The organism is Amycolatopsis sp. NBC_00348 (genome assembly GCF_036114655.1).
Taxonomy (GTDB): Bacteria; Actinomycetota; Actinomycetes; order Mycobacteriales; family Pseudonocardiaceae; genus Amycolatopsis.
On the sequence record NZ_CP107994.1, the window covers coordinates 458,156 to 484,696 of the forward strand.

The window sequence follows — 26,541 nt, forward strand, 5'->3', positions numbered from 1 at the left end:
TTCCCCCTGGCCACGCAGGGAAACGGCACTGTCTCGACCGGACAGGATCAAGACATCAGACCGTTGCCGGTATCACGGTCATCGCGTGCTTGACCAGACGAATGAGGGCCAGTTTGCTGGAATCCCGGTCACGTGCGTCACACATGACGATGGGCACCCGGTCGGGAATGACCAACGCTTCCCGGATTTCGTCCGGGGTGTACCGCGGCGCGTTGTCGAAACAGTTGACCGCGACGACGAACGGGATCTTCCGGCGTTCGAAGAAGTCGATGGCGGCGAAGCTGGTCTCCAGGCGCCGGGTGTCGATGAGCACGATGGTGCCGATCGCGCCGCGCGCCAGGTCGTCCCACATGAACCAGAAGCGGGCCTGCCCCGGCGTGCCGAACAGGTACAGCACGTGCCGCGGCGAGATCGTGATGCGGCCGAAGTCGAGCGCGACCGTCGTGGTTTTCTTGCGCTCCACGCCGGACAGGTCGTCGACGCCCGCGCCGGCCTCGGTCAGCACCTCTTCGGTCGTCAGCGGCGGGATCTCGCTCACCGAGCCGACCATCGTCGTCTTCCCCGCGCCGAACCCGCCGGCGATGATGATCTTGACGGGGGTGGGGACCATGTCCACGCCGGAGCCGTCAGTACTTGATGAGGCCATCGAGAACCGCCTGGAGAGTTTCGAGGTCCGGCGCCTTGGCCGGATTGTGGGTGGGGGACCGCGTGATGACGAGGCCGCGCTCGATCAGGTCGCCGCACAGCACCCGGACGACCCCCAGCGGGATCTTCACGTACACCGCGATCTCGGCGATGGACACCGGGTTGCGGCACAGCTGCACGATCGCCAGGTGCTCCGGGCCCAGCCCCGGCGGCTCCTGCTCCGAGCGCAGGGTCATCACCTGGGTGGACAGGTCGAGCCGTGCGCTCTCGCCCGGCGTCCGGCCGCTGGTGATCGTGTAGGGCCGCACCAGCGGCCCCGCGGCCTCGTCGTACCAGCCCTCGTCCCCGCTCATGTGGCCTCCCGTAGTACGCGTGCGGCGTCGCGCGGCGCGGAAGCCAAGTAGTCCCCGACGCGCTTGACCAACCGGTTCATCTCGTAGGCGATCATCTCGACGTCGACGCTGTCCGCCGCCAGCACGGCCAGGCACGCGCCCAGGCCGGCCGCGGAGACGAACAGGTAACCCCGCTCCATCTCGATCATGTTCTGCAGCACCGGCCCCCGGTTGAACTGCTTGCTCACGCCCTTGGCGAGGCTCTGCAGGCTGGAGGCGATGGCGGACAGCTGGTCCGAGTCGTCCTTGCTCATGCCGGCCGACTTGCCGATCAGCAACCCGTCGGCGGACAGCACGATGGCGTTCTGCGCGCCGACGACGCGGCTCACGACGTCGTCGAGCAGCCAGTTGAGATCGGGCTTCGCGTTCCCGTACTCGTTCATGCTCCAGAGACCTTGACTTTCCTGTGACGACTTTCCTGTGTGGACGTTCGGGTATGCGGTGCGGGTCAGGAGTCTTCGGCGCCGTCGCGGCCTCGCCGGGTGCCCTTGTGGAAGGCCGCGAGCGTGCGCGCGGTGCCTTCACCGGGAGCCACGTCGGGTGTGACGTCCTCCTCCGGCTCGTTCTCCAGCTGGGCGACGAGGTTCTGCTGCGGCTCGCGCCGCGGCAGCCGCGGCCGGTCGTCGCCCCGTTCCTTCGGCGGCTCCGCCGGGCGGGCGGCGAGCCGCTCCTCCAGCGCGGCCGGCGCGGCGGCCGGCGGCTGCGGGTCGAGCGGGGCGCGCACCGGGTACGGCCGCGGCTTGACGTCCCGCTTCATCGGGATCTGCCCGGTGAAGGAGCTGGGCATGTCCATCGACCGGAGCGCGCTTTCCCGCTCCTGCGGCGCGGGTCCGCCCACCGGCGCGAGGATCGCGGTGTCCTCCGGGGCGACGAACTCGGCCTCGGCCTGGCCCGGGAGCTGCTCACCGGCCAGGTGCTGGGTCGGGACGAGCACGGTGGCGCGGAGGCCGCCGTAGCGCGACGGGTCGAAGGTGACGGTCATCCCGAGCTTGGCCGCGAGCCGCGCGACCACGAACAGGCCGAGGCTGGAGTCGGCCCGCAGCGCCATCGCGTCGAACTCGGGCGCTTCGGCCATCATCGCGTTGGCCCACTGACGAACCCCTTCCTTCATGCCCAGACCCTGGTCCGAGACGTCGACCACGACACCGCGGGCGACCACGCGGCTGGTCACCTCGACCGGGGAACCGGGCGGGGAGAACGTCGTCGCGTTGTCGACCAGCTCGGCGATCAGGTGGATCGTGTCGGCCACCGCGGTGCCGGCGACGGCGACGTCGGCGACCTGCTCGACCTGGACCCGCGCGTACTGCTCGGTTTCCGACACCGCCGCGCGCAGGACCTCCATCAGCGCCACCGGCTTGCGCCAGCGGCGGCCCGGCTGCTTGCCGCCGAGGATGATCAGGTTCTCCGTGGTGCGCCGCGCCCGGGCGGCGAGGTGGTCGAGCTGGAACAGCGAGGCCAGCTGCGTCGAGTTCTCTTCCCGGGCTTCCATCTCGTCCAGGATCTGCAGCTGCTGGTGGACCAGGACCTGGTTGCGGTGGGCGATGCCGAGGAACACGTTGTGCACGCCGCTGCGGGCCTTCGCCTCGCTCGCCGCCGCGTTGACGGCGGTCAGCTGGGCGACGTTGAACGCCTCGGCCACCTGCCCGATCTCGTCCCGGCCGTGGTCGAGCTGCGGGAGCTCTTCGTTCAGGTCGACGGACTCGCCGTTCTTGAGCCGGTCCACGATGTTCGGCAGCCGGTTGCGGGCGAGGTCGAGGGAGTCGTTGCGCAGCCGCGCGAGGCGCGTCATCAGCGCGCGGTCGACGAGCGAACGGGACACCCGGATCGCGACGATGATCGCCGCGAGCGAGGCGAGCAGGGCCACCACACTGCCGACGATCGCGTTGCGCAGCTGGGAGTCACCGGAGTCGATCGCCGCCGCGGAGACCTTGTCGGCCTGGTCGATCGCCATGTCGTTGAGGCCCTGGGCGACCTGGCTCGTCGCACTCTGCCAGTCGGCCCCGCCGACCGGCGGGCCGTCGCGATCACTGGCGGACCACGGGCCGTGCTTGACGATCGCGTCTTCGGCGCCGGCCAGCTGCTTCCAGGCCACGCCGGTGGTCAACGTCTGGTACTTGGTGCGGACGGCGGGGTCGAGGAACGGCGCGACCTGCGCCAGTTGCGTCTTGTAGTACCCGGACAGCTGGGTGAACTGGACGAAGTCGTCGGGGGCGAACGTCCCGGACGCGAGCGCCGTCGAGACCAGCGACGTCTCCCGCGACATCATGTCACCGGCGCGGAAGACCGACGTCGCGGTGATGCCGCCGTACGCGGCCGCGGCGTCCGGCACCACGCGGGCCTGGGTGTCGAACAGGTTCGACGCCGTGTCCAGCACCCCGTTGTAGTAGGTGTTGACCTGGCTGCGGTCGATGCTGCGGAAGCCGATCTGCGAGCGCAGCACCGGCAGCTGGTCGAACTGGTTCTTGAGCGCGTTGACCTTGGTCGCGATCTCGTCGGGCGCGCTGGAGATGGTGGCGGCGAACGCGTTCTGCAGCGCGCCGAGCTTCTCGTCGGTCGCCTTCTGCTGCGTCTGCAGCCGGGTCTGGCCCACACCCGGGTCGTCCAGGTACTGCAGGGCGACCTGGCGCTCCTGCTGGAACGCGGCCAGCGCGGTGGCGGCGGGGATCGACACTTCGCGCACCGAAGCCGCGACCAGGCGGACGTAAAGGCCGTTCACGAAGAAGTACGAAGACAGCGCGGTCCATAGCACCAGGAGCGTCACACTCGGAATGAGGACGGTCCTGGTGAGCCTTTTGCGGATCGACTTGTCGTACGGCTTGTCGGACTCGTCTTTGTCGGCTTTGCTCTTCACGGGGGTTCACGAACTCCTGAGTGACGGTCGGCGATAGGTGGGGACCCGGTCGAGGAAGCAGACACGACGAAGGGACATTGTGGCCGCCGTCACTCGTCTTCGCCTCACCCTCCGTGTTGCCGCAGTATCGATCAGGGTCCGTTTTTTACCACGAACCACTGACGCGCGGCGGAGCTGACCCGGCCCGCGGACCGTTGTCCGGCGTCGCGCGAACACCGTTTACCGTCTGCGGCGGGGAGGTTACCGCCATTTGCGCGGGTACCGGGGCCGGGCGCCAATTCGCACTACCGTGTATTGGGCCGAACGGGTGAAAGTGAATTCGTCCGCAGTTGCCTTCCCGGTAACGGGAAGAACGGGCAGGGGCACTGCCCCGGTGCGCGCTACCGCCGTTCGGGTTCTTCGACGATTTCACCGGGATCGGCGTCCGCGCCGGCGGTGAGCCCGCGGGCGAAAGTGCGAACTTGATCACGCAGCGCGTCCGGCGTCTCGATCACGAAGGGGCGGTCCAGGGACGCGAGCACCGACGGGACCCAGTCCAGCCGCTCGGCCCGCAGCCGGACCCGCACCCAGCCCGGTTCGCCCGCGATCGCCGTCACGGCGGCGATTCCCGCCGGGAGCCGCGGCCGCACCTGCTCGGCCGTCGCGCGCACCCGCACCGAGACTTCGTGCCGGTGCGGCACTTCCGCGAGCCTCGACAGGACGTGCGCACCGGGGTCGAAGCCGTCGGGCACGGCGAAGGACCCGGCGGCGGGTGTGGCGGCGGCGATCCGGTCGAGCCGGAACGTGCGCACCTCGCCGCTGGCGGAGTCCTCGCCGGTGACGTACCAGCGCCCGGAGTGCGCGACGATCCCGTACGGGTGCACGGTGCGCTCGCTGCGCCGCCCGTCCCAAGCGGTGTAGGAGACGGCGACGGGCCGGCGATCCCGCGCGGCTTCGGCGAGCGTCAGCAGCACGGCCGTCTCGGGACTGGCCGCGGGCCGCGCGGGGGAGGTGAAGTCGAGGGTGTCGAGCAACGCGTCGAGCTTCCGCCCGAGGGCCTCGGGCAGCACCCGCCGCACCTTGGCGGCAGCGCTCTCCGTCGCGACGCCGGAGGCCGTGACCAGTCCGGCCCGCTGCCCGGCGACAAGCCCGAGAAGGACGGCAAGTGCTTCCTCATCGGTGAGCATCAGCGGAGGCATCCGAAACCCGGGCGCCAGCCGGTAGCCGCCGTACCGCCCACGAACGGTGCGAACGGGGACGTCGAGGTCGATCAGATGCGCTGCATAGCGGCGCACGGTGCGCTCGTCCACACCAAGCCGCCCGGCAAGATCGGCGACGGTGCGGGTCCCGCCGCCCTGCAGGATTTCCAGCAGGGCGAGCACCCGGGCGGTCGGTCGCGTCACACGGGGAAGTCTGCCACGGATACCGGACAGCCTCTGCCCGGTATCCGTCGGCTGGGTCCGCTGGATCGTCGCCGGCGCGCGAGGATCGGGGTCGGCATGCCAGGACAGCCACGGCTCCCGCGGCGGGGCAGTCGTCGCCGAATCCTGTAGGGCGGTCGTGACTCTCGCGCCGTGGGTGATCGTCGCCGGTCCCGCGGAACGGTCACGGCTCTCGCGCCGCGGGTGGCCTGTCGCCGAATCCCCAGTACGGGTCAGTGGTCCCGGTCCGCTTCCTCCTGATCGGCCCGGCGGACCGGCAGCGGCCGCCGTGGTTCGCGGACTCCGGCTGGGTCGCCACCGCCGGTGATCCAGACCGTGACGGTGCCCCAGCGCGTCAGCCGCGTCCCGGCCGCGGGTACCTGCGCGACGACGCGGCCGTTCAGGAGGGGATGGGGGCTGTCGGGATCGGGACCCTGCACGAAGAGCCCCGCGTCATGCCCGGAAAGCCAGGCGTCGAGCGCTTGCCTGCCCCGGAAGTTCGGCACGATGACCGGTTCGTCCAACTGTGCTCACCCAAGTCCAAAATACCGGACGACACCGGAGTCCGGCTATCCGCAAGTCCGTGAATGTCCCATCGAGGGACGTGAAGTCCCTCGATGGGACATTCACGGACTTCAAGTACTGGCGTACGGCGCGGGCCGCAGTGCTCGAGGTTGGCCGGCGTGTGGCCGCCGTACCGACCGACTGCCGTGCTGAGACCGGCCGCCGTGCTGTGCGACCGCTGCGCCGACCGGTCGCCGTGCCGCGCAGCCGCCGTACCGATTGGCCGCGGGGCCGTGACCTGGCCTGATCCGCCATCCGATTGACATCAACCCACCTATTGTCAACCACGCTGTACATCCACTATCGTTTTGTAAACCCAGCCAACGGAGGAGGGTGTGATGAGCGAAGTGACCGGGACCGTGCCCGCCGGGTCGACCGAGGTGTGGCGCGATCGCAAGCGGTACCTGTGGCTGATCGGGCTGGTGGTGCCGTCGCTGGCGTTCCTCGCCATCGGGTTGCACGCCGCCACCGGCTGGGGGGTCTGGTTCTGGATCGGGCCGATCGTGATCCTCGTCGTCGTGCCGCTCATCGACCTGCTCGCCGGGCTCGATCGCGGCAACCCGCCCGACGACGTGCTCGAACGGCTGGAGAAAGACCGCTACTACCGCTGGATCACCTTCGCTTTCCTGCCCATCCAGTACGTCGGCTTCGTGGCGGCGTTCTGGCTCGTCGCCCACGGTGAACTGTCCATTGTGGACAAGGTCGGCCTGGCCGTCTCGATCGGCTGCATCGGCGGGATCGGCATCAACACCGCGCACGAGCTGGGCCACAAGAAGGAGAGCCACGAGCGCTGGCTGTCGAAGATCGCGCTGGCGCAAAGCTTCTACGGCCACTTCTACATCGAGCACAACCGCGGCCACCACGTCCGGGTCGCGACGCCGGAGGACCCGGCCAGCAGCCGCGTCGGCGAAAGCTTCTACCGCTTCTGGCCGCGCACGGTCTTCGGCTCGCTGAAGTCCGCGTGGCGGCTGGAGCGCAAGCGCTACGCCCGGCGCGACAAGCACCCGTTCCGGATCGGCAACGACGTCCTCAACGCGTGGCTGATGTCGGCCGTGCTGTGGGCCGCGATGATCGTGTGGCTGGGCGTCGGCATCCTGCCCTACCTGGTGATCCAGGCCGTGGTCGGCTTCTCGCTGCTCGAAGTCGTCAACTACATGGAGCACTACGGCATGCTGCGCCAGCGGGTCGGCGTGCCCGGCCGCCGCCGGTACGAGCGCGTGGATCCCAGCCACAGCTGGAACTCCAACAACATCGCCACCAACGTCCTGCTCTACCACCTGCAGCGCCACAGCGACCACCACGCCAACCCGACGCGCCGCTACCAGACCCTGCGCGACTTCGCGGAGTCGCCGGTGCTGCCCACCGGGTACGCCGGGATGATCGTGCTGGCGCTCGTCCCGCCGGTCTGGCGCCGCGTGATGGACCCGCGCGTGCTCGCCCACTTCGACGGCGACCTCTCCCGCGCCAACCTGCGGCCGGGCAAGCGGGACAAGATCCTCGCGCGGTACGGCACCCGCGTCACCGCGGTTCACCAGGCCCAGGACACCCACGGCGACGCCACCGAAGGCGGCATGTGCCCCGGCTGTGGCTACGTCTACGACGAGCGGCGCGGCGACCCGCGCGAGGGGTTCCCGGCCGGCACGCCGTGGTCCGCGATCCCGGACTCCTGGTGCTGCCCCGACTGCGGCGTGCGCGAGAAGGTCGACTTCGTCGCGCCGGGCCGGGTGGGCGCGTGATGCGGATCGAAGCGGACCGCGGCAAGTGCGACGGCATCGGCATGTGCGAGGCGATGGCGCCTGGCTTCTTCGAGGTGGGCGACGACGGCACGGTCGTCGTCCTCGACGAGCGCCCCGGCGAGGACCACCGCCAGGACGTCGCCGCCGCCGTCGGCTCCTGCCCCGTGCTGGCGCTGAAACTGACATGACGTCCGTCGTCGCGGGCGCGGCGCCGGTCTTCGGGGGCGCGGCCTAGAATGACGATCATGAGCGGGGCACTGGCGCCGCCCGAGGGTGGTCAGCACCGGCGGCCGATCATCATCGCGGCGATCGAGCTGACGGCGCGGGCCGGCTGGTCGGCGGTCACGATGGCCCGGCTGGCCGAGCTGGTGGGCGTCAGCCGCCAGACCGTCTACAACGAGATCGGCTCCAAGACCGCCCTGGCCGAGGCCATGGTGGCGCACGAGCTCGACCGCTTCCTCTCGGTCGTCTCGGCGGCGTTCGAGCGCCACCCCGCCGACCTCGTCGAAGCGATGTACGACGCCGTCCGCGCGGTCCTGGAGCTGGCCGACGACAACATCCTGCTGCGCGCGATCGCCTCGGCGACGCACGGCACGGACACCGAGCTGCTCCCGCTGCTGACCACGCAGGCGGGGATGCTCCTCACCGGGGCGAAGACCATGCTGGTCGAGCGGGTGCTGTCCTACCGCCCGGAGCTGACGCCGGAGCAGGTCACGGTGGTGATCGACGTCGTCGTGCGCACCGTCCTCAGCCACGTCATGCAGCCGTCGGACACCCCGGCCCGCACCGCGGACGCCCTGGCCTGGGTGGCCGCGCGTGTCCTCGGCGTCGAGGCGGCGACCCCGCCCCTGCGCCACGCCTGACGGACGCCTCGTCACCGGAGGCCGCGGCGGTCCGCCCACGCGGCGATCTCGGTGGCGATCTCCTTCGGCCGGTCCTCGTGGGCGTGGTGCCCGGCTTCGCCGCACGCCACGACGTCCAGCGCCGCGATGTGCTCCGTGCACCACTGCGCCATCGCCTCCCCGATGAGCAGGGTCGGCGAGCCCGTGAACGTCAGCAGCAGCTTGGGGACGCCAGTGCTGCCCGCCAGCCACTCGTCGTAGGCCTCGATGCGCGTGACGAGCCCGGCCGGGTCGCCGCCGAGCGGCAGCTGGCGAGCCCAGGCGAGGACCGGGCGGCGGCTCTCGGGCGTCGGAAACGGCGCCAGGTAGGCGTCGAGATCGGCGACCGGCGTGCGCACCCCGCCGGTGAACGCCTGCCGGATGAACAGGTCCTGCTCCAGCACCAGCTCTTCGCCGACGCCCGGCGTGCGGATCTTCCGCGACCGCTCGGCCGCCTGCGGCGAGAGGTCTTCCCAGGCCATCGGCTTGACGATCGTCTCGAAGAACGCCAGCCCGCGGACGCGGCCCGGGTGGCGCGCGGCGAAGTCGAACGCGAGCGCGCCGCCCCAGTCGTGCCCGACGAGGACGACGTCGTCCAGGCCGAGCGCGTCGAACCAGGCGTCGAGGTAGCGGGCGTGGTCGGCGAAGGCGTACGGGACGTCGGGCTTGCCCGAGCGGCCCATGCCGATCAGGTCAGGGGCGAGCAGCCGCCCGGCGCCGACGTGCGGGAGGACGTGGCGCCAGCCGTACGACGAACCGGGGTTGCCGTGCAGGAAGACGATCGGGGCACCGCTACCGGACTCTTCGTGGTGCAGGACCGAGTCGAGGACGGGGGTTTCGGGCATGGCCGTTCCTTCAGGAGGGATCCAGTGGGGTGTCGATCAGGAGGGTGAGCTCGCGGACCAGCACGTCCGTGCGGTCGCCGTCGCGGCCGCCGAGCGGGGCGAGGAGCCGGTCGAGCAGGGCGCTGACCGTGCTGATCGCCGGCCGCACGATCTCGCGGCCGTGGCCGGTGAGGGTCAGCCGGACGGTCCGGGTGTCGGCGGGGTCGCGGGTGCGGGCGATGAGCCCGTCGGCGTCGAGGGCGCGGGCCAGCTTGGAGACGTAGAGCGCCTCGAGCCCGGTCTGGTCGGCCAGCTCGCGCTGGCTCGGCGGCCGACCCGTGCGCTCCAGGCCGTACAGCGACGCCATCAGCACGTACTGGGCGTGCGTCAGCCCCAGCGGTGCCAGCGCGCGGTCGACGGCCACGCGCCACTTCATGGACAGTCGCCAGACGAGGTAACCCGGCGTCGCGCCGTTCGATGTGCTGCTCACGGTCGATACAGTACATGGCTACTAAATACATGGCTACTATTTTGGCCGGGTCAGCCCCGGGGGAGACGCGGGAGCGGTCAGCCGGCCAGTTCGCGGATCCGGGCCATCGCCCGCCGGACTTCGGCGAAGCCGGTGGTCAGCGGGCTGAGCCCGAGGCGGATGCCGTCGGGCCGGCGGAAGTCGATGATGACGCCGTGCTCGATGAGCAGCGCCGAGAGCCGTTCGGCGTCCGGGTGGCGGAGGGTGACGTGCCCGCCGCGCCGGTCGTCGTCGCGGGGCGAAGCGATGGTGAACCCGAGCGGCACGAGCCAGTCGTCGGCGAGGTCGAGGACCCACCGGCCCAGCTCGACGGCCTTGGCGCGCACGCGCGTGATCCCGGCTTCGGCCAGCAGCGCGACGCCGTCCTGGACGCCGATCATGCCGAGCACGGGCGGGGTGCCGGACAGTGCGCGGCGGATGCCCGGCGCCGGCTCGTAGCGCGCCGCCATGGCGAAGGTGTCGGCCGCGCCGATCCAGCCGGTGATCGGCTGGCCGAAGGCGTCCTGGTGCCGGGCGGCGACGTAGAGGAACGCGGGCGCGCCGGGGCCGGCGTTGAGGAACTTGTACGTACAGCCGACCGCGAAGTCGGCGCCCGCGGCGTCCAGCTCGACCGGGAGGCACCCCACGCTGTGGCAGAGGTCCCAGACGACGAGCGCGCCGTGCTCGTGCGCCAGCCGGGTGATCCCGGCCAGGTCGGCGATCGCCGCGGAACGGTAGTCCACATGGGACAGCACGACCGCCGCGGTGCGCGGGCCGACGACGGCCGCGACCTGCTCGGCACCGAAGCCGGCCCACGGGTCGGCTTCGATCCACCGCACGGTCAGGCCCAGCTCGGCGGCGATGCTCTCCACGAGGAACCGGTCGGTGGGGAAGTTCGCGGTGTCCGTGACGAGCTCGTCACGGCCCGGCCGCAGCGCGACGGCGGCCCGGATCGTCTTGTAGAGGCACACGGACGTCGAATCGGCGACGATCGCCTGCCCGGGCGCGGCGCCGAGCGCGACCCGGCCCAGCTCGTCCCCGATTTCTTCAGGCAGCGTGAGCCAGCGCTCGCCCCACGACCGGATGAGCCGCGAACCCCACTCTTGGACGACGACTTCCTGCAGCCGCTCCGCCGTGGCGAGCAGGGGACGGCCGAGCGAGTTCCCGTCGAGGTAGGCGACGACGCCGGGGTCCGAGATCGGCACGAACCGGGCCCGGAACGCGGCCAGCTCGTCGGCGGCGTCGAGCGCCTCGGCGCGCTCGAGGGAGGTGCCGGCGGCGGTCAGTTCCCCTGCTCCTTGCCGTTCTCCTTGACGCCGTTCTCCTTGACGCGCTCGGCCTCCTTGCGCACCTCGGCCTGCGTGGCGCGCTCGTGCTCCAGCCACGCGGGGCTTTCCGTCTTCAGCGCGTCGATCTGCTCCGTGGTGAGCGCGTCGGTGACACCGCCGCGCGCGAGGCCGCCGATGGACACGCCCAGCTTCGCCGCGACGACCTGCCGCGGGTGCGGGCCGGTGCGGCGCAGCTCGCGCAGCCACTCCGGCGGGTCGGTCTGCAGCGCGTTCAGCTCGTCGCGCGAGACGACGCCCTCCTGGAACTCCGGGGGCGTGGCTTCGAGGTACACACCCAGTTTCTTCGCCGCTGTCGCGGGCTTCATCGTCTGGGTGGTCTTGTGCGACGTCATGCCGTCCAGGGTAGCCAGCGCCCGACCGGTAACCTGACCCGGTGACCGGCCCGGACGTTCCCGCCTCCTTCCGGCTCGCGTACGTCCCGGGAGCGACGCCCGCCAAGTGGGTGCGGACCTGGGCCGAGCGGGTCCCCGAAGTGCCGCTGCAGCTGGTGCCCGTCGCCGCGGCGGACGCCACCGCCCTCGTGCGCGAGCACGGCGCCGACGCGGCCCTGCTGCGCTCGCCGCTGGACCGCGACGGCCTGCACGCGATCCCGCTCTACACCGAGACGACGGTCGTCCTCGTCCCCAAGGACCACGTGGTCGCGGCGGCCGACGAAGTGTCCACAGCGGACTTGGCGGACGACGTCGTGCTGCACCCCCTTGATGACACGATCGAGTGGGAGTCGCTCCCGGGCCGCCCGGCCGTGGACCGCCCGGAAACGACGGCGGACGCGATCGAGCTGGTGGCGGCGGGCGTCGGGGTGCTGGTCGTCCCGCAGTCGCTCGCCCGGCTGCACCACCGCCGCGACCTCACCTACCGGCCGGTGGCGGACGCGCCGCAGTCGAGCGTGGCGCTGTCGTGGCTCGAAGACGAGACGAGCGACCTGATGGAGCAGTTCATCGGCATCGTCCGCGGCCGCACGGTCAACAGCACGCGCGGCCGCTCATCCGCGTCGGCACCGGCACCGGCTCCCGCCGAGCGGAAGCCGCCGGCCCGCAAGCCCGCCGGCGGGAAGTCCGCGGGCGGGAAGCCGGGAGCCGGTCGACGCGGTGGCGGAGTGGCGAAGCGCGGCAAGCCGCGTCGCCGGTCCTAGCGCTAGTTCGTTTCGCAGACGCAGTTGCCGTTCACGCGGTCCTGGAGGTCTGGGTCGTCGAACCAGTGGCCGTCCTCACCGAGGTAGCGGAACTGGAGCACGGTGCCCGGCACCACCTCGACCGACGTCGAGCGGCGGCCGTTCGAGCGCGGCAGCAGGTGGTGGCGGCCGGGGGTCCAGTCGTTGAACGACCCCACCACGCTCACCCGCCCCGGCGGCGCGCCGATCGGCAGGCTGAAGGTGACGCGCTTGGCGCCGGCGGGACTCTTGCTGATCTTGATCACTCGTCGGTGGCCCTTTCACGGGACGGTCAGGAGGGCGTGCTCGACGTTGAGCGCGCTCATGATCGCACACCTGTGACGATTCGGTCACGAAGAGTGCTCAAAAGGGGGACGACGCCGCTCAACGGTGCGCCACCGACCGGGTGGACTCGCCGCGATCCATGATCATCTTGCTGTCTTTCGCGGCTTCCGGTGCAAAACTGGCTGCCGTGACCATCACCGTTGATCGTCTCGTCAAGGACCCGTGTGCCTGGCTCAGCGCCGCGACTCGCGAGCTCGCCGACGCGCCACCGGCCGACACGCGAGCGGTGCTCCTGACGGTGTGGGACGGGCTGGCCGCCGCGCGGCTGGCCGGCCTGCACGCCGCCACGGCGTCGCCCGGCTGGCAGGTGCGGCAGCGCTGCGCCGAAGCGGTCGAGTTCGACCTCGCCGTGCAGCTGGCCCGGGACTGCACCGTCGCACCCGGCCTGGCCGTCCCGGCCCGGCTGCCCGGAGCCGCGGTCGCCTGGACGACGGAGCGGGCCGACGCCGCCGTCGCGACGATCATCCGCTTCTGCCGCACGGCCGAGCGCGTCCTGCGCCGGGCCGGCGAGCTGCGGCCGGTGTGGGAGGACAGCCTCCTCGGCCCGGTCGCGCTGACCCGCTGGCTGGGCGACTGCTGGGTGGGCCGGCACACGTGCTGCCCGCTGCGGCTCCCGGCACCGCCGCCACCGTGGTGGCGCTGAGGCGTGTCCGTCAGGGGAAGGCGGGACCGGCGGGAGCCGGCGCCGGCGAGAGGAGCATCGGGTGAGACTGGCCGACGCGACCCGGTCGTCCCTGCGTGAGCTGCTGATAGCTGAACTGGCCGCCGCCGGCACCCGGGCCCGCGACGCGGGTTGCCCACCCGAGGTCCTGGCCGAACTGCTCGACGCCCGCTCAGGATCGCTGACCGAGGACAGCCGAGGCCGGGATCGTGAGTGACGGCGTTCCGGGTCTGCCGCGGCTTGTCGTGAGTGGCAAAGAGGGTTCTAACCCTCATTGCCACTCACGACCGGGGCTGGAGTGGTCAGTGGTCGAGGATGGCCAGCGCCGTGGCGACGATCCGTGCAAGGCGCGCGTCGTCGGCGAGGGCGGTGGACAGCCAGTCGTCGCGGGTGGAACCGTTGTGCAGCAAGCGGTCCAGCGTGGCCGGGGCGGCCGTGCCGAACACCACCCGCACCACCGCCGTGATCGCGACCGCCGGGTCCTGGCCGCGGGCGAGGCGGGCCTCGATCGCGCGCAGCGCCTGCTCGGCGAGGCCGGTGAGCCGGGCGTCGTCGACCTCGTGCGGGCGCACCAGTTCCAGTGCGGTGAGCTCGGACGCGCTGTCCGCCGGCATCGGCGCGACCGGGGCGCGCTTGTGGCCGAGCGGCCGCTCGACGTGCTCGGCGTACCACTTCGGCCGGGTCCGCATGGCCGCCAGCACGGTCCGCACCTCGCGGTCGAGCGTCTCGCGGTGGTCCTGGCCGGCCGGCGGCTCGCCGGTGACCTCGGCGCGGCGCGCGGCCCAGCCGGCCAGTGGCCACAGCTCGCCGCCCGCGGTCGTCGGCACGCCGACCCAGAGCAGGATCCGCACGGCCAGCTCGCCCAGCCACGGGTCGCCGCCGAGGGCGTCGCCCAGCCAGGCCGGGAGCCGGGGTCGTTGCAGGGCCCCGATTTCGCCGCGCCGGCGCCGGTGCGCGTCGACCGTCGCCGGGCTGAGCCGGGTGGCCAGCCAGCCCTCCAGGTTCTGGATCGGGTCCGTCGCGCGCCGCAACGCGTGCTCCACCACGGCTTCGACGTCGTCGTGGAAGCCGTCGAGGCAGTCGGGCCGCATCCATTCGAGCCCGCGGAGGCAGTCCGGGTGCCGGCGCTGCAGTTCCAGCGGCTTCGTGATCCGCGCGAACACCAGCGGCCAGGTCACGGTGTAGACGGCCCCGCGCAGCCGGGCGAGGTCGCGGGGCGGCGCGGCCGAAGCCGACCGGGCCAGCCGCCCGGCGCGCGCCAGCTCGCGGACCCCGGCGACGTCGGCCGGGCGGATCGGGTGCGTGGTGCCGGGCAAGCGTTCCTCCAGATGCCTCGCGCGAATACGCCGACAGGGCAAATGGTCGGCCCCTCGGGGGAGGGGAAAAGGTCGGCGCCAGGCCGAGTTCCGGGCCGACTGGCCAGCAACTGGCCACCGGGTGAATCACCTGATCGGTGGAGCGAATACGTCCGATCGCGCGGAAGTCCGCGTGCCACAATCGGTTTCCGATGGCACACGACGGCGGGTTGAGCCGCGAACTGACCACGCTGCGGCGGGGCTGGGGCCTGGAGACCGAGGGCCTGCTCAGCCGGGTCGGCCCGCTGATCTCCGGCTGGTGCGAGCTGCACCGCGCGAAGAACGACCGGGAGGCGCGGCGCGTCCTGCGGGCCGCGATCGAGTCCGCGATCGAGGAGTTCCCCCTGGAAGACCGCCTCGCGGTCACCATCGCGCTGTGCATCGAGCCGGGCGCGCAGCACTCGCTGCTCAGCGACCGGGTCGCGGTCCTGATGGAGCGGCTGCAGGTCGCCGAGCGCACCGCCCGCCGGCGGATCGACCGGGCCTGCGCCCGGCTGGCCGCCGAGATCGAGGCGAGCACGCACCCCGAGCGCGGGGAGCAGGACCCGGACAAGGGCTGGTTCGTCAAGCGGCTCACCGCCGTCGTCCGGCTGGACACCCCGGTGCCGACGCTGATCGAGGAACGCCTGATCGTCGCGACCCGCGACGGCCTGAGCCGCATCTCCGCGCAGTTCACGGTGCCCCGCGTCGAGGACGGCACCGACGCCGAGCGCGACGTGACCGCCGACGCCCAGTTCGGCGTCCGCCTGGGCGAGCCGATCCGCCAGGGCCAGCGGCACTTCCGCTGGCTGCTGGACCTGCCGCGGCCCCTCGGCGCCGGCGAAGACCACACGTATTCGCTGGAGTACCAGGTCCGCGACGGCCGCCCGATCCGCCCGTCGTACGCGTTCGTGCCGCTGGTGACGTGCGAGTCGTTCACGGTCCGGGTCCGCTTCGACCCGGACCACCTGCCCCGCGCGGTCTGGCGCCTGGACAAGGTGCCGACCTCGGTCCTGTCCGACCCGCCGCAGCCGGGCGAGCCCTTGCCACTCGACGGCACGGCCGAGGTGGTGCAGGACTTCGCGGCGCCCCAGCTGGGTTACGCATACGGCGTCCAGTGGCTGGCGGGCGCGTAACGGGCCGCGGGCCGGCGACGACCCTGGGTGCGTCGTTCACCAGGGGAGGCCCAGCATGGGAAACAGAGCACGGATCGCTTTCGCGGCACTGGCCGGCGCTTCGGTGGTGACGGCGGGCGCGGTGGTGGTCTCGCCGAACACGCCGAGCGCGTTCAACGCGTTCACGCTCAACACGGTGCTGGGCTCGTACACGGCGACGACGTTCCAGGTGCGCGCGATGTTCGCTCAGACGACGCCGAAGACGTTCGGCCAGATCTGGTTCACCTACGCGGCTTACGGTGCTGCGGCGACGACACCTACCACGACATCGCAGCCCCCGACCATGACCCCTCCGGCTCCGACCACGACGCCGCCCGCGGGCTGAACCGGGTCGCGGAATCCGCGGCGAAACCCTTGCTCGGCAACGGCTTCAGGTCAGCGAGGCCAGGGTGACGGTTTGTCCCGCAGCTCGTCGGCGAAGATGGCGTCCACTCGCGAACCCGCCCGGGACAGCACCCGGGCGGCCGTGCGGATCCCGTAGCCCAGCGCGAACAGGAGCAGGAGTGCCAGGCCGATGGCCGCGGAGTTCGCCACGAGCGCCTCCCGGTACTGGTGCGCGAGGTAGCCGAGGCCGGCGCCGGCGGTCACGGCGTCGAGCAACGCCAGCCGGAACAGCTGTGCCGGTGCGGCTCGCAGTGCGGTGGTCATCGTTCACCTCCCGCCGGGCCGTTCGGCGGCAACGTCCTTGCAACTTAGACGAGCGTGCTCCGGTCGGCAGCCACGACAACCTGTTTGGCCTACCGGGTGGGCCCGGATGGCCGCTGTGATAACTTGAAACGAACTGGGTCTTCTTTGCATTTGTGAATCCCCGAGCCGCCTGCGCGCACCGGGGTCAGGGGGCGGTAGCTCAGTTGGTTAGAGCAGGGGACTCATAATCCCTTGGCCGCGGGTTCGAGCCCCGCCCGCCCCACTCGGTCGTGGGCGAGGTCCGCTCGCGCGGCACACTCGCCGTCCCGCGGATTCCCGCCGGCGCGCACCCATCGTGCATCGATTTCCGTTGCGCTCCCAGCGTTTCCCGCCGGAACCCGGGCCCGGCCGGAACACACCCGGCCGGACCCGAGCACCCGTCAGCGACGCGCCGACGCCGAAACCGCGGCGATGGCCGCCTCGTCCCGGGAGCCGGCCACGGCCGCGTGGGTCAAGGGATTCCCGTCGTTGACGCACCCGGGCACGTCCGCCACCGACGAGCAGTTGCGCGGCCGGTTGCCCGTCACCGTGGCGCCGTCGGCCAGCGTCACCCGGGCGTCCAGCGTGTAGACGCCGCCGGCGTCGGCGGCCAGCGGCGAGTAGCCCGCCCCCGGTTCGCCCGCGGTGTTGCCCGTGACGCTCCCGCCGTCGAAGGTGAGTGCGTCGTAGAACAGGCCGAGCCCGCCGCCGTTGCCGCCGTAACCCGCCCAGCCGACGTATCCGCCCGCGCCCGGGACGCCCGCGTCGCCGCCGCGGCCCGCGTGGTTCCCGCTCAGCTCGGTCGTCGTGACGACCGGGTTCAGGTGCTCACCCTGGCGGGTGGACACGAACAGCCCGCCACCCGAGCCGCCGCTGCCCCCGGCTCCGGAACCGGTGCCCGGGCCACCCGTTCCGCCCGGGCCGCCCACCCCGGCGGTGTTGCCCGTGACGGTGCTGCCGGTGATCCGCAGGACCGTGCCGACGGAGGTGTAGAGCCCGCCGCCGAACCCGCCCGAGCCGCCGTCGCCGCCGGTGGCCGTCCCGGTCGCGGCGCCGCCCCGGCCGCCGTCGCCGGTGGTGTTGCCGGTGATCTCGCTGCCGGTGATGGTCAGGGGAGCGGTCGTGCTCCCGATGTAGGAGGAGATCCCGCCGCCGAAGCCGGCCGGCCCGCCGCGGCCGGGCGAGACGCCGTCGATGCCGCGCCCGCCCGAGCCGGACGTGTTGCCGGTGACCGTGCTGCCGGCGATGCTCAGCGGCCCCCAGTTCTCGATGGCGCCCCCGCTTTCGCCCGGGTTCCCGCGCCCGTCGCTGCCGGCGCCGACGCCGTCGGGCGCGTGGCCGCCGGTGAGCGTGACGTCGGTGAGGGTCAGGTCGCCCCAGTTGGCGATGAGCCGGAACTGCGGCGCGCCGGTGGCCCGGCGGATCGTCGCGTGGTTGCCCTGGACGGTGAGCTTCCCGCGGACGGACGGCAGCCCCGCCGCCCAGGCGGTGTCCGCCACGGCGGTGAGCGCGTAGTCGCAACCCGGTGCCAGCGACAGCGTGTCCGCGTCGGGGGTGGCGCTCGCCGCGGCGACCGCCTGGACCAGCGCGGCCGCGTCGCAGGGAACGGCGGTTTCGGCGGCCTGCGCCGGCGGTGCGACCAGGGCGAGCGCGCCGAGCGCGGTCACCACGGTGGCTCTTCTTCGGAGTTTCGTGCCTGTCATCGGAGTCCCCTCGTCGCCGGATGCGCGCGAGGGAGCCGGGCAGCACGAAGAAGCCCCCGGATCGTGCCTCCCCCGCACGACGAACATCAACAGTAGGGCTCGCGGTGATCCTGTGTCACCGGGTTTCCGCTGAGCGGGACCGTCCACAGTGGAGCGTCAGGCGACCCGGCACCAGACGGTGCTGATCCGCCCCGCGTGGCTCAGCTCGATCGGGTCGAGCCGCACCTGCGTGCCGCCCGGGTGCTCGAACAGCCGGACGCCGTCGCCGAGCAGGACCGGCACCACGTGCACCAGCACCTCGTCGAGCAACCCGGCGTCCAGGCACCGCCGGGCCAGCGTCGGGCCGAGCAGCGCGATGTAACCGTCACCGGCGGCCTTCGACGCCGTCGCGACGGCGGCCCCGAGGTCCTCGACAAAGGTGAAGCCCGGCTGGGCCGTCGCCGGGTCGTCGCGCGTGAGCACGAACTTCGGGCCCTGCCAGCGGCCGCCGTAGACCTCGCCCTCGGCCGACGTCGCCGGGGCGTAGGTGCGGTGGCCCAGCAGGACCGCCCCGATCTCGCCGAGCAGCCGCTCGACGACCGGGTTCGGCCCGGTGGCCTGCCCCGCGAGCCAGGACATGTCGTCGGCGGGCCCGGCGACGAAGCCGTCGAGGGACATCGTGATGTGGTAGAGCAGCTTGGCCATGGACGTGCCTTTCGGTGGAGGTTCACCTCTACTGACCGGCGCGGTCCGGAAAACTCATCGCTCAGGCGGCGACGAGCTCCTCGGCGTCCGAAGCGTCCCGGGCGTAGCGGCGCGCCATCGTCGCGCAGACGATCAGCTGCAGCTGGTGGAACAGCATCAGCGGCAGCACGATCAGCCCGACCTGCGCGTGCCCGAACAGCACCGTCGCCATCGGCAGGCCGCTCGCCAGGCTCTTCTTCGACCCGCAGAAGACGATGGTGATCCGGTCGGCGCGGGCGAACCCGAGCACCTTCGCGCCCCACCCGGTCGCCGTCAGCACCGCCGCGAGCACGACGACGCAGACCGCCGCGAGCACCAGCAGGTGACCGGCGTCGAGGCGGTGCCAGATGCCCTCGGTCATGCCCGCGCTGAACGCCGTGTAGACGACCAGCAGGATCGAGCCGCGGTCGAACAGCTTCAGCGGCGCGGAGTTCCGCGTGATCCAGTCGCCGATCCAGCGCCGCGCCAGCTGCCCGGCGACGAACGGCGCGAGCAGCTGCAGCACGATCCCGAGCACGGCCGAGCCGTCGACGCCCGCGCCGTCCCCGGACAGCAGCAGCGCCACCAGGATCGGCGTCAGCACGATGCCGGCCAGGTTGGACAGCGACGCGCTGCAGATCGCGGCCGCGACGTTGCCCCGCGCGATCGAGGTGAACGCGATCGAGGACTGCACCGTCGAGGGCAGCACGGCCAGGAACAGCACGCCGGCGGCGAGCTGCCCGGGCAGCACCGACGACGGCAGCAGCGTGACGGCCAGGCCGAGCAGCGGGAACAGCACGAACGTCGAGGCGAGCACGACCGAGTGCAGCCGCCAGTGCCGCAGGCCTTCGAGGGCCTCCTGCGTGGACAGCCGGGCGCCGTAGAGGAAGAACAGCAGCCCGACGGCGACCGTCGTGGCGGTGCTGAACCCACTGGCCACGGCGCCCGAAGCGGGCAGCAGCGTGGCGACGCCGACGGTGGCGAGGATGGCGACGATGAACGGGTCGAGACGCAAGCGGGACATGGATCTCCTTCCACGACCATTCTCGGACGCGCGCCGCTCATTGTGAACCCCGATGACCGGACTGACTGTTATCGCCGATCGCGATAGAGTGGGCCGGTGCTGGACCCACGGCTGTGCCGGTCGTTCCTCGCCGTCGCCGAGACGCGCAGCTTCACGGCGGCCGCGCGCCGGCTCGGCGTCGGCCAGCCGACGGTCAGCCAGCACGTCCGCCGGCTCGAGAAGGACGCCGGCGGGCTGCTGTTCGCCCGCGACACCCACACGGTCGAGCTCACCGCGCGCGGGCAGGCGATGGTGGGGTTCGCGCAGACCATCGTGGACACCGAAGAGCGCGCGCAGCGGCACTTCCGCGGCGCCGGGCTGCGCGGACGCGTCCGGTTCGGGGTGTCCGAGGACTTCGCGCTCGGCGAGCTGCCGGAGATCCTGCACCGGCTGCGCCGCAGTCACCCGCTGGTCGACGTCGAGCTGACCGTCGAGCTCTCGGACGTCCTGGCGCAGCGGCTGCGGGCCGGGCAGCTGGACCTGGTCCTCGGGAAACGCCGTCCGGGCGCGCACCACGGCCGGCTGCTGTGGCGCGAACCGCTCGTGTGGATCGGCTCGGCCGCGACGGTGCTGGAGCCGGGCCAGCCGGTGCCGCTGGTGCAGTACCCGATGCCGTCGATCACCCGGCAGCTCGCCGTGGAGTGCCTCGAACGCGCCGGCCTGGAGTGGCGGGCGGCGTGCCAGACCTCGAGCCTCACCGGCCTGCGGGCCGCGGCGGCGGCCGGGCTCGGCGTCACCCTGCACGCGCGCAGCCTCGTCCCGGCCGACCTCGTCGAGCTCGACGGCCTGCCCGAGCCCGGCGACATCGAGTTCATGCTGCTGGCGCGGGAGTCGATGGAGGAACCCGCCGCGGCGCTGGCGGAGTTCGTGCTGGACCGGGTCGGACCCAGGAAACCCGACTGATCACGCTTCGTCGCCGTTCAGCAGCCGCCGCAGCCGGGCCAGCGCCCGGTGCTGGGCGACGCGGACCGCGCCCGGGGTCGAGCCGACCGCCCCCGCCGTCTCCTCCGCGGACAGCCCCACGACCACCCGCAGCACGACGATCTCGCGCTGCTTCTCGGGCAGGATCTCCATCAGCCGGGTGAGCCGCTCGTTGAGCTCGAACTGCAGGGCCCGCTGCTCCGGGCCGGCGGTGTCGGCGACGCCGTCGGGCACCTCGGCCACCGGGTCGGTCCGGTTGCGGGCCGCGGCGCGGTGCGCGTCGGCGACCTTGTGCTGGGCGATGCCGTAGACGAACGCCAGGAACGGGCGGCCCTGGTCGCGGTAGGACGGCAGCGCGGTGAGCACGGCGAGGCAGACCTCCTGGGCGACGTCGTCGGCCGAGGCGAAGGTCCGCTCGGTGCGCCCGACGCGGGCCCGGCAGTAGCGCACCACCAGCGGCCGGATCGTGGCGAGCAGCCGCGCGGTCGCGGCGTCGTCGCCGGCGATCGCGGCGGCGACCGGCTCGTCGTGCCGGCGCCAGTGGTCCGGGAAGTCCCCGGCGGGTTGCGCCGCGGCGATCTCCCGCACGAGCGCGCGGCCGCGCACCCGCAGCAGAGTGCCCTCCACGTCGAGGCCGACGCGCAGCGAGTCGTGCAGCGCGGCGTTGGACTCCCGCAGCTGCTCGGTGATCGCGCGATCCCCGTACTCGGTTGCCGGCATTTCAGCTCACCTTCCCCTGTCCCGCTGATCGTCGGGTGGTGCGGCCCGGTGACGCCGGAGGCGTTCCCGTACGTGGCGGAGGTTGGACCGGACGGTCGCCGGGTCGACCCGGAGCGCCTGCGCGATCTCCGCCGGGGTGAACCCGTCGAGCGACCACGCGAGGACCGTCCGCTGCCGGCCGGGGAGCGTCGCGAGCAGCTCGATGAGGTCGCCGTGCTGCTCCACCAGAGCGGCCAGCTTCTCGTCGTCCCGCGGGTCGGCGACCGGTGCCCAGTCGACGCGCGCTTCCCCCGGCGCGTCGAGCAGCCGGCCGGCGACGCGGCGGACCCAGGCCCGCGGCTCCTCGATGGTCGGCCACGCCTCCAGCGCGTGCAGCATCGCCTCGGCGGCGACGTCACGCGCGGTTTCGACCTCGAACCCGGCCTTGCACAGGAACGCCACGAGTGGCGGGAAATCGGCGCGGAAGAACGCGTCGAACTCGTCTCGACCGCACACGGCCGCCTCACCACCCCTCGCCTCCACAGGAACAAGTGCGGTGAGGTGACCGCTACGTGTAACGATTCGGCCACGACTCCTCGGTAGGAGTAATGCGGTACGCCGTCCGGGTCACGCAAAGTGATGGGTTGGCTCGACGATCTTGGGTACCCGGGCGGGATGAGCCACGGAGAGCGAAGCCAAGGGCAACTGGCCACGCGTCCCGGTTCGCGCCGGAGACGCACCCGCGAACGGTGACTTCCGGTCACCGGCCGGCGACCGCGCGTCCCGGTGCGCGGTCCGCCGCGGCCGAGCCGGGAATCCTTGCCGGACCGGCAAACCCGGCGTCGGCGACCAGGTCCGCGCGTGGTCGCGCAAGGGGACGCGCCGAGACCGATGCCGTCGATCGGGTGACGTGATCGACATCGAGATCCCCGGAAGAAAGGCGTACTCTCACGTGTTGCAGTCTTGGTTGCCCGGAGGGTGAGCCGGGGACCGACGCCAAAACCCCTTGACCCAGGCGGATACGCTTGCGCGCCCGCGGCGGTCAAGTCGGTTGACGCGTCACGACAATGGGAAACAAGTAGAGCTAGGGAGGTGAACGAAGGAAATGGAAGCCACGATGACGGGCTGGGCGGAACTCGCGGCCTGCAAGGACGAGGACCCGGAACTGTTCTTCCCGATCTCCGAGGTCGGTCCGGGCGCCCGGCAGACGTCCCACGCGAAGGCGGTGTGCGGTCGCTGCCCGGTACGCGCCGAGTGCCTCGGCTACGCGCTGGACAACGGCCTGGACCACGGCGTCTTCGGCGGCACCACCGCGGTCGAACGCCGCCGGCTGGTGCGCACGGCGCCCCAGCGGGACCGAGTGGCGTGACCGCCGCCCGGTGACCTCTTCCCGGCGGCCTGGAGCGAAACACCGAAACCGGAGAACGAATTCCGGGCGTGTGTGTGCCCGGGTGGGTGACCCTTGTGGAATCACCCACCCGGGCATTTCCATTGCCTGATGTGGGTGACGCATTCTTCGAGTGTTATCGGCCGCGTTTCCGAGTACTTTCCGCATCCCGCGAGTCCCGTCCTCACTCACGCGAGTCACGCCTTCACTCACGTGAGTCACGGCGTCGATCACGCGGGTCACGGCTTCGATCACGCCGGACCCGCGTGCGTGCTCAGTGCGGCGGGGGCGTGCCGTCCGCGGGCCAGACGTCCGGCAGGCCCCACGGCTCCGCCGACGGCGGCTCGAACGCCGCCATCGCCGCCACCAGGCCGCGTTCGATCGTCAGGAGCGTCACGCCGAACCAGCGGTAGCCGTCCTCGCCCGGGCGTCGCAGGTAGGTGGCCACCGCGGGCTGGCGGTTGGCGCGGATCGGCAGCATCCGGAACCGGCCAATGCACGTCGGCGCCGCCGGGTCCATGCTGAGCGACAGCGCCCGGACGATCGCGGCGCGCGAGGCGAACCACAGCGGGTACGGCGGCATGACGGCCTGGGCGTCCTCGTGCAGCAGCTTCGCCACAGCGCTCGGGTCACCCTGCTCGTACGCGGCGATGAACCGCTTGAGCAGCGCGGCCTCCGCCGCCGTCGGATCACCCGCGGTCCACTCGGAACGGCGCGCGGGCAGCCGCTCACGCAGCGTCGTGCGGGCCCGCTGCAGCGCGCTGTTCGCCGACGCGACGCTCGTCTCCAGCAGCGACGCCGTCTCCTTCGCCGACCAGCCGAGCACATCGCGCAGCACGAGCACCGCCCGCTGCCGCGGCGGCAGGTACTGCACGGCGGCGAGGTAGGCCAGCTCGATCGTCTCCCGCTCGACCACGACGGCGTCCGGTGTCTCGAGGTCGAGCAGCCGGTCCGGGCAGGGCTCGAGCCACGGCTGGTCGACGGCGGCGAGCGGCCCGTCCGGCTCCCCGGACGGCCCCAGCTGATCGGGCAGCACCCGCCGCGGCCGCCGGGCGAGCGCGTCGAGACAGGCGTTCGTCGCGATCCGGTAGAGCCAGGTGCGCACGCTCGCGCGCCCCTCGAACCCGTCGCGGCCCTTCCACGCCCGCAGGAAGGTCTCCTGCGTCAGGTCTTCGGCATCCCCGAGCGAGCCGAGCATCCGGTAGCAGTGCACCTGGATCTCCCGCCGGTGCCGCTCGACGACGCGCTCGAAGTCCCCGCTCATCCCCGGCACGCTAGCGCACCGCAGGTCAGAGACCGAGGATTCGCGCCGCCGAGCTAAACCGCCGCGGTCTCCTCGTCCGCCAGCCGTTCCAGGCCGCTCTGGGTCTTGAGGGGCAGGTGCTTGAGGAACGCCACCGCGACGACCACCAGCAGCGCGATCGGTGCCGCGATCAGGAACAGGTCGCTGGTCGCCGTGCCGTAGGCCTCGCGGATCACCTTGGCCACCGGCTCCGGCAGCGTGGCCAGGTTCGGCACCGTCTCCGAACTGCCGCCGCCCGGCAGCGGGCCGAGGCCCGCGGTGATCAAGGACGTCACCCGGTCGGCCAGCACCGCGCCCAGCGCGCTCACCCCGATCGAGCCGCCCAGGCTGCGGAAGAACGACAGCGTGGACGTCGCCGCGCCGAGGTCGTGCGCGGGGACGTCGTTCTGGGCCACCAGCACCAGGTTCTGCATCAGCATGCCGACGCCGGTGCCGAGCACCAGCATGAACAGGCTGAGCACGACCACGCTCGTGTGCGCGTCGATCGTGCCGAGCAGCCCGAGCCCGGCCGCCAGCAGGATCGCGCCGATGACCAGGTGCGCCTTCCACTTGCCGGTCCGGCTGATCAGCTGGCCCGACACCGTCGAGGAGATCAGCAGGCCGAAGATCATCGGCAGGCTCATCAGCCCGGCCACCGTCGGCGACTTGCCCAGCGCCAGCTGGAAGTACTGCGACAGGAACACCGTGCCGCCGAACATCGCGACACCGACCAGGAAGCTGGCCACCGTCGTCAGGGTGATCGTGCGGTTGCGGAACAGGCCCAGCGGCAGGATCGGCTCGCGCACCCGCGACTCGACGAACACCGCCAGCGCCAGCACGACCAGGCCGGTGGTCACCAGCACGGCGGTCGGCCAGGAGCCCCAGGCGAACTGGTGCCCGGCCAGCGACGACCAGACCAGCAGCGTCGACACCCCGGCCATGATCAGGAACGCTCCGAGGTAGTCGACCTTGACGTCCCGGCGGACCGTCGGCAGCTTCAACGTCCGCTGCAGCAACAGGATCGCGGCGACGGCGAACGGGACGCCGAGGAAGAAGCACCAGCGCCAGCCGAGCCACGACGTGTCGACCATGACGCCGCCGATCAGCGGGCCGGCGACGGTGCCGACGGCGAAGACGCCGCCGAAGATCCCGGAGAACTTGCCCAGCTCGCGCGGGGAGACGATGGCCGCCATGATCACCTGCGCGAGCGCGGTGAGCCCGCCGCCGCCGATGCCCTGGGCGACGCGGCTGGCGATCAGCACCTCGATGTTGCCGGCGAACCCGGCCACGAGCGAGCCGACCACGAACAGCGCCAGCGAGGCCTGGATCAGCAGCTTCTTGTTGTAGAGGTCGGAAAGCTTGCCCCACAACGGAACCGTGGCCGTCATCGCCAGCAGCTCGGTGGTGACCACCCACGTGTAGGACGACTGCGAGCCGCCCAGCTCGCTGACGATCCGCGGCAGCGCGTTGGCCACCACGGTCGAGGCGAGGATGGCCACGAAGATGCCCATCATCAGCCCGGACATGGCTTCGAGCACCTGTCTGCGGTTCATCGGGCCGGACGTCGTCGTCTGCGGCGGGTCGGCGGTCGTGGACACGGGTGTCCCCCCCTGGGTGTCGGACGCGGACCGGGTCAGCGGGTCCGCTGCGGGTCGGGCAGGCCGGCGGCGATGCTCGCCACGGCCTCGTCGAACAGGGCCGAGACGGTCTCTTCGCCGCCTCGTTCGCGCCACCGCAGCATCGCGGCGTTCATCGCGCCGCCGACCACGGCCAGCAGCAGCGAGGGGTACAGGTCGCCCGGGTCGCAGCCGGCACGCCGGGCGATCGCCGCGGTCAGCGGCTCGGCCTGCTGGGCGTTCATCGTCACGGCCCGGTGGAACAGGGCCGGGTTCTGCTTCACCGCGGTCATCCGCGCCAGCCACTCCCGCGGGTTCGCCCCGACGTCGGCGACCTCCTCGCGCATGACGGTGACCAGCGCGTCCAAAGTGGACACTCCGGCCGGCTGCGCGAGGAACCGCCCGATGGCGCGTTCGGTGCGTTCGAGGTGGTCCGGGTAGGCGATCACGACGGCGTCCTCTTTGGACGCGAAGTAGTTGAAGAAGGTGCGGACCGAGACGCCGGCCGTCGCGGCGATGTCCTCCACCGTGACCGCGTCGAGGCCGCGCTCGGCGACGAGCTCGACGGCGGCGACGGCCAGCGCGCGGTGCGTCTCGTACTTCTTGCGCTCACGCAGGCCGGGTGGTGGGGGCACGTCGACCACGGTAGCGGAACTTGCACGTCATGCAAAGTTGCATTTCGTGCAC

At 72.1% G+C, this 26,541-nt stretch carries 31 protein-coding genes and 1 tRNA gene; 11 read left to right on the forward strand and 21 right to left on the reverse strand.

Annotated features, from left to right (window positions below; translation table 11 throughout):
- Positions 1-55 precede the first annotated feature (55 nt).
- The 6 genes from OHS58_RS02135 to OHS58_RS02160 all read right to left on the reverse strand — a co-directional run bounded on the left by OHS58_RS02135 (position 56) and on the right by OHS58_RS02160 (position 5,812).
- Positions 56-610 carry a GTP-binding protein gene (locus OHS58_RS02135; protein WP_326959689.1) on the reverse strand — a complete coding sequence of 185 codons (555 nt, stop codon included), beginning with the start codon at positions 608-610 and terminating at the stop codon, positions 56-58.
- Positions 611-626: 16 nt separating this feature from the next.
- Positions 627-998, reverse strand: coding sequence for a DUF742 domain-containing protein (locus OHS58_RS02140; RefSeq protein ID WP_247054847.1), 372 nt, complete (start codon positions 996-998; stop codon positions 627-629).
- Positions 995-1,420: a roadblock/LC7 domain-containing protein gene (locus OHS58_RS02145; RefSeq protein ID WP_247054845.1), complete on the reverse strand. Its 426-nt coding sequence runs from the start codon at positions 1,418-1,420 to the stop codon at positions 995-997. The genes OHS58_RS02140 and OHS58_RS02145 overlap by 4 nt, the downstream gene beginning before the upstream one ends.
- Before the next feature lie 65 nt (positions 1,421-1,485).
- On the reverse strand, positions 1,486-3,888 hold the full coding sequence (locus OHS58_RS02150; protein ID WP_328646966.1) for a sensor histidine kinase: 2,403 nt from the start codon (positions 3,886-3,888) through the stop codon (positions 1,486-1,488).
- 380 nt (positions 3,889-4,268) lie between these two features.
- Positions 4,269-5,270, reverse strand: a complete 1,002-nt coding sequence (locus OHS58_RS02155) for a helix-turn-helix transcriptional regulator (protein ID WP_328646967.1) — start codon at positions 5,268-5,270, stop codon at positions 4,269-4,271.
- A 251-nt stretch (positions 5,271-5,521) separates the two neighbouring features.
- Positions 5,522-5,812, reverse strand: a complete 291-nt coding sequence (locus OHS58_RS02160; protein WP_328646968.1) for a PASTA domain-containing protein — start codon at positions 5,810-5,812, stop codon at positions 5,522-5,524.
- Between the two features lie 378 nt (positions 5,813-6,190).
- Here OHS58_RS02160 and OHS58_RS02165 point away from each other — a divergent pair, with 378 nt between their 5' ends.
- The 3 genes from OHS58_RS02165 to OHS58_RS02175 are packed head-to-tail and all read left to right on the forward strand — an operon-like array spanning position 6,191 to position 8,451.
- Positions 6,191-7,588: a fatty acid desaturase gene (locus OHS58_RS02165; protein WP_328646969.1), complete on the forward strand. Its 1,398-nt coding sequence runs from the start codon at positions 6,191-6,193 to the stop codon at positions 7,586-7,588.
- Positions 7,588-7,776, forward strand: a complete 189-nt coding sequence (locus OHS58_RS02170; protein ID WP_247054834.1) for a ferredoxin — start codon at positions 7,588-7,590, stop codon at positions 7,774-7,776. Before OHS58_RS02165 ends, OHS58_RS02170 begins: the two co-directional genes overlap by 1 nt.
- 48 nt (positions 7,777-7,824) lie before the next feature.
- Complete coding sequence (locus OHS58_RS02175; protein WP_326943124.1) at positions 7,825-8,451, forward strand: TetR/AcrR family transcriptional regulator; 627 nt, start codon at positions 7,825-7,827, stop codon at positions 8,449-8,451.
- Between the two features lie 11 nt (positions 8,452-8,462).
- Here OHS58_RS02175 and OHS58_RS02180 read toward each other — a convergent pair whose 3' ends face one another.
- The 4 genes from OHS58_RS02180 to OHS58_RS02195 all read right to left on the reverse strand — a co-directional run bounded on the left by OHS58_RS02180 (position 8,463) and on the right by OHS58_RS02195 (position 11,482).
- Positions 8,463-9,314, reverse strand: a complete 852-nt coding sequence (locus tag OHS58_RS02180; protein ID WP_328646970.1) for a haloalkane dehalogenase — start codon at positions 9,312-9,314, stop codon at positions 8,463-8,465.
- A 10-nt stretch (positions 9,315-9,324) separates the two neighbouring features.
- The gene (locus tag OHS58_RS02185; protein ID WP_326943122.1) at positions 9,325-9,783 is read right to left on the reverse strand and encodes a MarR family winged helix-turn-helix transcriptional regulator; all 459 of its coding nucleotides are present in this window, start codon (positions 9,781-9,783) and stop codon (positions 9,325-9,327) included.
- 77 nt (positions 9,784-9,860) lie between these two features.
- The gene (locus OHS58_RS02190; RefSeq protein ID WP_328649759.1) at positions 9,861-11,087 is read right to left on the reverse strand and encodes a kynureninase; all 1,227 of its coding nucleotides are present in this window, start codon (positions 11,085-11,087) and stop codon (positions 9,861-9,863) included.
- Entirely contained in the window at positions 11,084-11,482 is a 399-nt protein-coding gene (locus tag OHS58_RS02195; RefSeq protein ID WP_326943121.1) for a DUF5997 family protein, read from the reverse strand. Before OHS58_RS02195 ends, OHS58_RS02190 begins: the two co-directional genes overlap by 4 nt.
- A 41-nt stretch (positions 11,483-11,523) precedes the next feature.
- Between OHS58_RS02195 and OHS58_RS02200 the strand changes: the two genes are divergently transcribed.
- Positions 11,524-12,282 carry a LysR substrate-binding domain-containing protein gene (locus OHS58_RS02200; protein ID WP_328646971.1) on the forward strand — a complete coding sequence of 253 codons (759 nt, stop codon included), beginning with the start codon at positions 11,524-11,526 and terminating at the stop codon, positions 12,280-12,282.
- A 2-nt stretch (positions 12,283-12,284) separates the two neighbouring features.
- On the opposite strand, the gene OHS58_RS02205 is transcribed toward OHS58_RS02200, so the two are convergent.
- Positions 12,285-12,566 (reverse strand): isoamylase, encoded by a 282-nt coding sequence (locus OHS58_RS02205; RefSeq protein WP_326943119.1) that lies wholly within the window; start codon positions 12,564-12,566, stop codon positions 12,285-12,287.
- A gap of 206 nt (positions 12,567-12,772) precedes the next feature.
- On the opposite strand from OHS58_RS02205, the gene OHS58_RS02210 reads away from it, so the two are divergent.
- Both OHS58_RS02210 and OHS58_RS02215 read left to right on the forward strand, forming a co-directional pair.
- Positions 12,773-13,288: a hypothetical protein gene (locus OHS58_RS02210; protein ID WP_247054820.1), complete on the forward strand. Its 516-nt coding sequence runs from the start codon at positions 12,773-12,775 to the stop codon at positions 13,286-13,288.
- A gap of 61 nt (positions 13,289-13,349) precedes the next feature.
- Positions 13,350-13,523 carry a hypothetical protein gene (locus OHS58_RS02215; protein WP_328646972.1) on the forward strand — a complete coding sequence of 58 codons (174 nt, stop codon included), beginning with the start codon at positions 13,350-13,352 and terminating at the stop codon, positions 13,521-13,523.
- Positions 13,524-13,608: 85 nt separating this feature from the next.
- On the opposite strand, the gene OHS58_RS02220 is transcribed toward OHS58_RS02215, so the two are convergent.
- Positions 13,609-14,622 (reverse strand): hypothetical protein, encoded by a 1,014-nt coding sequence (locus OHS58_RS02220; RefSeq protein ID WP_328646973.1) that lies wholly within the window; start codon positions 14,620-14,622, stop codon positions 13,609-13,611.
- Positions 14,623-14,813: 191 nt separating this feature from the next.
- Here OHS58_RS02220 and OHS58_RS02225 point away from each other — a divergent pair, with 191 nt between their 5' ends.
- Positions 14,814-15,776 carry a hypothetical protein gene (locus OHS58_RS02225; RefSeq protein WP_328646974.1) on the forward strand — a complete coding sequence of 321 codons (963 nt, stop codon included), beginning with the start codon at positions 14,814-14,816 and terminating at the stop codon, positions 15,774-15,776.
- A 55-nt stretch (positions 15,777-15,831) separates the two neighbouring features.
- A complete protein-coding gene (locus OHS58_RS02230; RefSeq protein WP_328646975.1) occupies positions 15,832-16,140 on the forward strand; it encodes a hypothetical protein in 309 nt (102 codons plus the stop codon).
- A 50-nt stretch (positions 16,141-16,190) separates the two neighbouring features.
- Here OHS58_RS02230 and OHS58_RS02235 read toward each other — a convergent pair whose 3' ends face one another.
- A complete protein-coding gene (locus tag OHS58_RS02235; protein WP_326943114.1) occupies positions 16,191-16,463 on the reverse strand; it encodes a hypothetical protein in 273 nt (90 codons plus the stop codon).
- Positions 16,464-16,651: 188 nt separating this feature from the next.
- Between OHS58_RS02235 and OHS58_RS02240 the strand changes: the two genes are divergently transcribed.
- Positions 16,652-16,725, forward strand: a tRNA-Ile gene (locus OHS58_RS02240).
- A gap of 157 nt (positions 16,726-16,882) precedes the next feature.
- On the opposite strand, the gene OHS58_RS02245 is transcribed toward OHS58_RS02240, so the two are convergent.
- The 3 genes from OHS58_RS02245 to OHS58_RS02255 all read right to left on the reverse strand — a co-directional run bounded on the left by OHS58_RS02245 (position 16,883) and on the right by OHS58_RS02255 (position 19,910).
- The gene (locus tag OHS58_RS02245; RefSeq protein ID WP_328646976.1) at positions 16,883-18,151 is read right to left on the reverse strand and encodes a hypothetical protein; all 1,269 of its coding nucleotides are present in this window, start codon (positions 18,149-18,151) and stop codon (positions 16,883-16,885) included.
- Between the two features lie 189 nt (positions 18,152-18,340).
- Positions 18,341-18,868 (reverse strand): dihydrofolate reductase family protein, encoded by a 528-nt coding sequence (locus OHS58_RS02250; RefSeq protein WP_326959715.1) that lies wholly within the window; start codon positions 18,866-18,868, stop codon positions 18,341-18,343.
- A 61-nt stretch (positions 18,869-18,929) separates the two neighbouring features.
- Positions 18,930-19,910, reverse strand: coding sequence for a bile acid:sodium symporter family protein (locus OHS58_RS02255; protein WP_326959717.1), 981 nt, complete (start codon positions 19,908-19,910; stop codon positions 18,930-18,932).
- 96 nt (positions 19,911-20,006) lie between these two features.
- Between OHS58_RS02255 and OHS58_RS02260 the strand changes: the two genes are divergently transcribed.
- The gene (locus tag OHS58_RS02260; protein WP_326943110.1) at positions 20,007-20,852 is read left to right on the forward strand and encodes a LysR family transcriptional regulator; all 846 of its coding nucleotides are present in this window, start codon (positions 20,007-20,009) and stop codon (positions 20,850-20,852) included.
- Here the strand turns inward: OHS58_RS02260 and shbA are convergent, their stop codons facing one another.
- Both shbA and OHS58_RS02270 read right to left on the reverse strand, forming a co-directional pair.
- Complete coding sequence (gene shbA / locus OHS58_RS02265; protein WP_326951605.1) at positions 20,853-21,449, reverse strand: RNA polymerase sigma factor ShbA; 597 nt, start codon at positions 21,447-21,449, stop codon at positions 20,853-20,855.
- A gap of 147 nt (positions 21,450-21,596) precedes the next feature.
- Entirely contained in the window at positions 21,597-22,085 is a 489-nt protein-coding gene (locus OHS58_RS02270) for an RNA polymerase sigma factor (protein WP_328646977.1), read from the reverse strand.
- Between the two features lie 589 nt (positions 22,086-22,674).
- Here OHS58_RS02270 and OHS58_RS02275 point away from each other — a divergent pair.
- Positions 22,675-22,938, forward strand: a complete 264-nt coding sequence (locus OHS58_RS02275; protein ID WP_247054803.1) for a WhiB family transcriptional regulator — start codon at positions 22,675-22,677, stop codon at positions 22,936-22,938.
- 292 nt (positions 22,939-23,230) lie between these two features.
- Here OHS58_RS02275 and OHS58_RS02280 read toward each other — a convergent pair whose 3' ends face one another.
- The 3 genes from OHS58_RS02280 to OHS58_RS02290 form a co-directional block, all read right to left on the reverse strand.
- Positions 23,231-24,220 (reverse strand): RNA polymerase subunit sigma-70, encoded by a 990-nt coding sequence (locus OHS58_RS02280; RefSeq protein WP_326943108.1) that lies wholly within the window; start codon positions 24,218-24,220, stop codon positions 23,231-23,233.
- 53 nt (positions 24,221-24,273) lie between these two features.
- On the reverse strand, positions 24,274-25,791 hold the full coding sequence (locus tag OHS58_RS02285; RefSeq protein ID WP_328649760.1) for an MDR family MFS transporter: 1,518 nt from the start codon (positions 25,789-25,791) through the stop codon (positions 24,274-24,276).
- Between the two features lie 80 nt (positions 25,792-25,871).
- A complete protein-coding gene (locus tag OHS58_RS02290; protein ID WP_328646978.1) occupies positions 25,872-26,489 on the reverse strand; it encodes a TetR/AcrR family transcriptional regulator in 618 nt (205 codons plus the stop codon).
- Between the last annotated feature and the right edge of the window lie 52 nt (positions 26,490-26,541).

Excerpts from the sequence above, each read along its gene's own strand:
- OHS58_RS02285 (WP_328649760.1), bottom strand. The coding sequence starts at position 25,791 with ATGAACCGCAGACAGGTGCTCGAAGCCATGTCCGGGCTGATGATGGGC.
- OHS58_RS02230 (WP_328646975.1), top strand. The coding sequence starts at position 15,832 with ATGGGAAACAGAGCACGGATCGCTTTCGCGGCACTGGCCGGCGCTTCG.
- OHS58_RS02140 (WP_247054847.1), bottom strand. The coding sequence starts at position 998 with ATGAGCGGGGACGAGGGCTGGTACGACGAGGCCGCGGGGCCGCTGGTG.
- OHS58_RS02135 (WP_326959689.1), bottom strand. The coding sequence starts at position 610 with ATGGTCCCCACCCCCGTCAAGATCATCATCGCCGGCGGGTTCGGCGCG.
- OHS58_RS02165 (WP_328646969.1), top strand. The coding sequence starts at position 6,191 with ATGAGCGAAGTGACCGGGACCGTGCCCGCCGGGTCGACCGAGGTGTGG.
- OHS58_RS02280 (WP_326943108.1), bottom strand. The coding sequence starts at position 24,220 with ATGAGCGGGGACTTCGAGCGCGTCGTCGAGCGGCACCGGCGGGAGATC.
- OHS58_RS02175 (WP_326943124.1), top strand. The coding sequence starts at position 7,825 with ATGACGATCATGAGCGGGGCACTGGCGCCGCCCGAGGGTGGTCAGCAC.
- OHS58_RS02180 (WP_328646970.1), bottom strand. The coding sequence starts at position 9,314 with ATGCCCGAAACCCCCGTCCTCGACTCGGTCCTGCACCACGAAGAGTCC.
- OHS58_RS02235 (WP_326943114.1), bottom strand. The coding sequence starts at position 16,463 with ATGACCACCGCACTGCGAGCCGCACCGGCACAGCTGTTCCGGCTGGCG.
- OHS58_RS02255 (WP_326959717.1), bottom strand. The coding sequence starts at position 19,910 with ATGTCCCGCTTGCGTCTCGACCCGTTCATCGTCGCCATCCTCGCCACC.
- OHS58_RS02275 (WP_247054803.1), top strand. The coding sequence starts at position 22,675 with ATGGAAGCCACGATGACGGGCTGGGCGGAACTCGCGGCCTGCAAGGAC.
- OHS58_RS02145 (WP_247054845.1), bottom strand. The coding sequence starts at position 1,420 with ATGAACGAGTACGGGAACGCGAAGCCCGATCTCAACTGGCTGCTCGAC.
- OHS58_RS02195 (WP_326943121.1), bottom strand. The coding sequence starts at position 11,482 with ATGACGTCGCACAAGACCACCCAGACGATGAAGCCCGCGACAGCGGCG.
- OHS58_RS02225 (WP_328646974.1), top strand. The coding sequence starts at position 14,814 with ATGGCACACGACGGCGGGTTGAGCCGCGAACTGACCACGCTGCGGCGG.
- OHS58_RS02250 (WP_326959715.1), bottom strand. The coding sequence starts at position 18,868 with ATGGCCAAGCTGCTCTACCACATCACGATGTCCCTCGACGGCTTCGTC.
- OHS58_RS02170 (WP_247054834.1), top strand. The coding sequence starts at position 7,588 with ATGCGGATCGAAGCGGACCGCGGCAAGTGCGACGGCATCGGCATGTGC.